Origin of the sequence: Rhodoplanes sp. SY1 (assembly GCF_046000175.1) — a bacterium.
GTDB lineage: Bacteria > Pseudomonadota > Alphaproteobacteria > Rhizobiales > Xanthobacteraceae > Rhodoplanes.
Genome location: NZ_JBEOMB010000116.1, coordinates 1 through 944, shown reverse-complemented (window position 1 = coordinate 944; position 944 = coordinate 1). Strand labels below are relative to the sequence as shown.

Below are 944 nucleotides of genomic sequence, written 5' to 3'. Positions count from 1 at the left end.
GGATCGACGAGCTGTTCACCGCGTGGCCGTTCTACGGCTCGCGCCGGCTGACGGCGACGCTTCGGGCCGAGGGCTGGCTCGTCAACCGCAAGCGCGTGCAGCGCCTGATGCGGCTGATGGGCATTGCCGCGCTGGGACCGAAGCCGAACACGTCGAAGCCGGCGCCCGGCCACAAGGTCTTCCCGTATCTGCTGCGGGCTCTGTCGATCGAGCGGCCGAACCATGTGTGGGCGGCGGACATCACCTACATCCCGATCGGCCGCGGCTTCCTCTACCTGGTGGCGATCATCGACTGGGCGAGCCGGGCCGTGTTGGCGTGGCGGTTGTCGAACACGCTGGACACCTCGTTCTGTCTGGCGGCCCTCGAGGAGGCGATGGCGCGGTATGGCAACCCGGAGATCTTCAACACCGACCAGGGGTGCCAGTTCACCTCGGGGGCCTTCACGGGCGCTCTGCTCGAGGCCGGCATCCGGGTCTCGATGGACGGCCGCGGCCGCTGGATGGACAACGTGTTCATCGAGCGGCTGTGGCGCTCCCTCAGACACGAGGACGTCTATCTGAAGCACTACGCCGACGGCCGAGAGGCGAAAGCCGGCATCGCCGCGTGGATCGCGTTCTACAACGAGCAGCGGCTCCACCAGGCGCTCGGCTATCGCACGCCGATGGCGGTGTGGCGTTCCGGCCAGACCGCCGAGGCTGTGGACATGATGGACAACGCTGCCGAGGCTGGGCAAGAATCGGCGCCGGCGGCGAGGTATGATTTGGCTTTATGACGAATCGCGCATTCAAGGCCGGCGTGAGCCGCAATCAGCCGAGTTTCCTGCCGCCGAGCGTCGAGGACTATGTCGGGCCGGACAATCTGGTACGGGCGATCGACGCGTATGTCGGGGCGCTCGATCTGGTGCCGCTCGGGTTCGGGCATGCAGGATCGGTTGGGGGCGGCG

General features: G+C 67.3%; 1 protein-coding gene. It reads left to right on the top strand.

What is annotated here, in order from left to right:
* On the top strand, positions 1 to 773 hold a 773-nt coding region (locus ABTU92_RS23905; protein WP_408094123.1), incomplete at its 5' end, for an IS3 family transposase.
* Positions 774 to 944 lie beyond the last annotated feature (171 nt).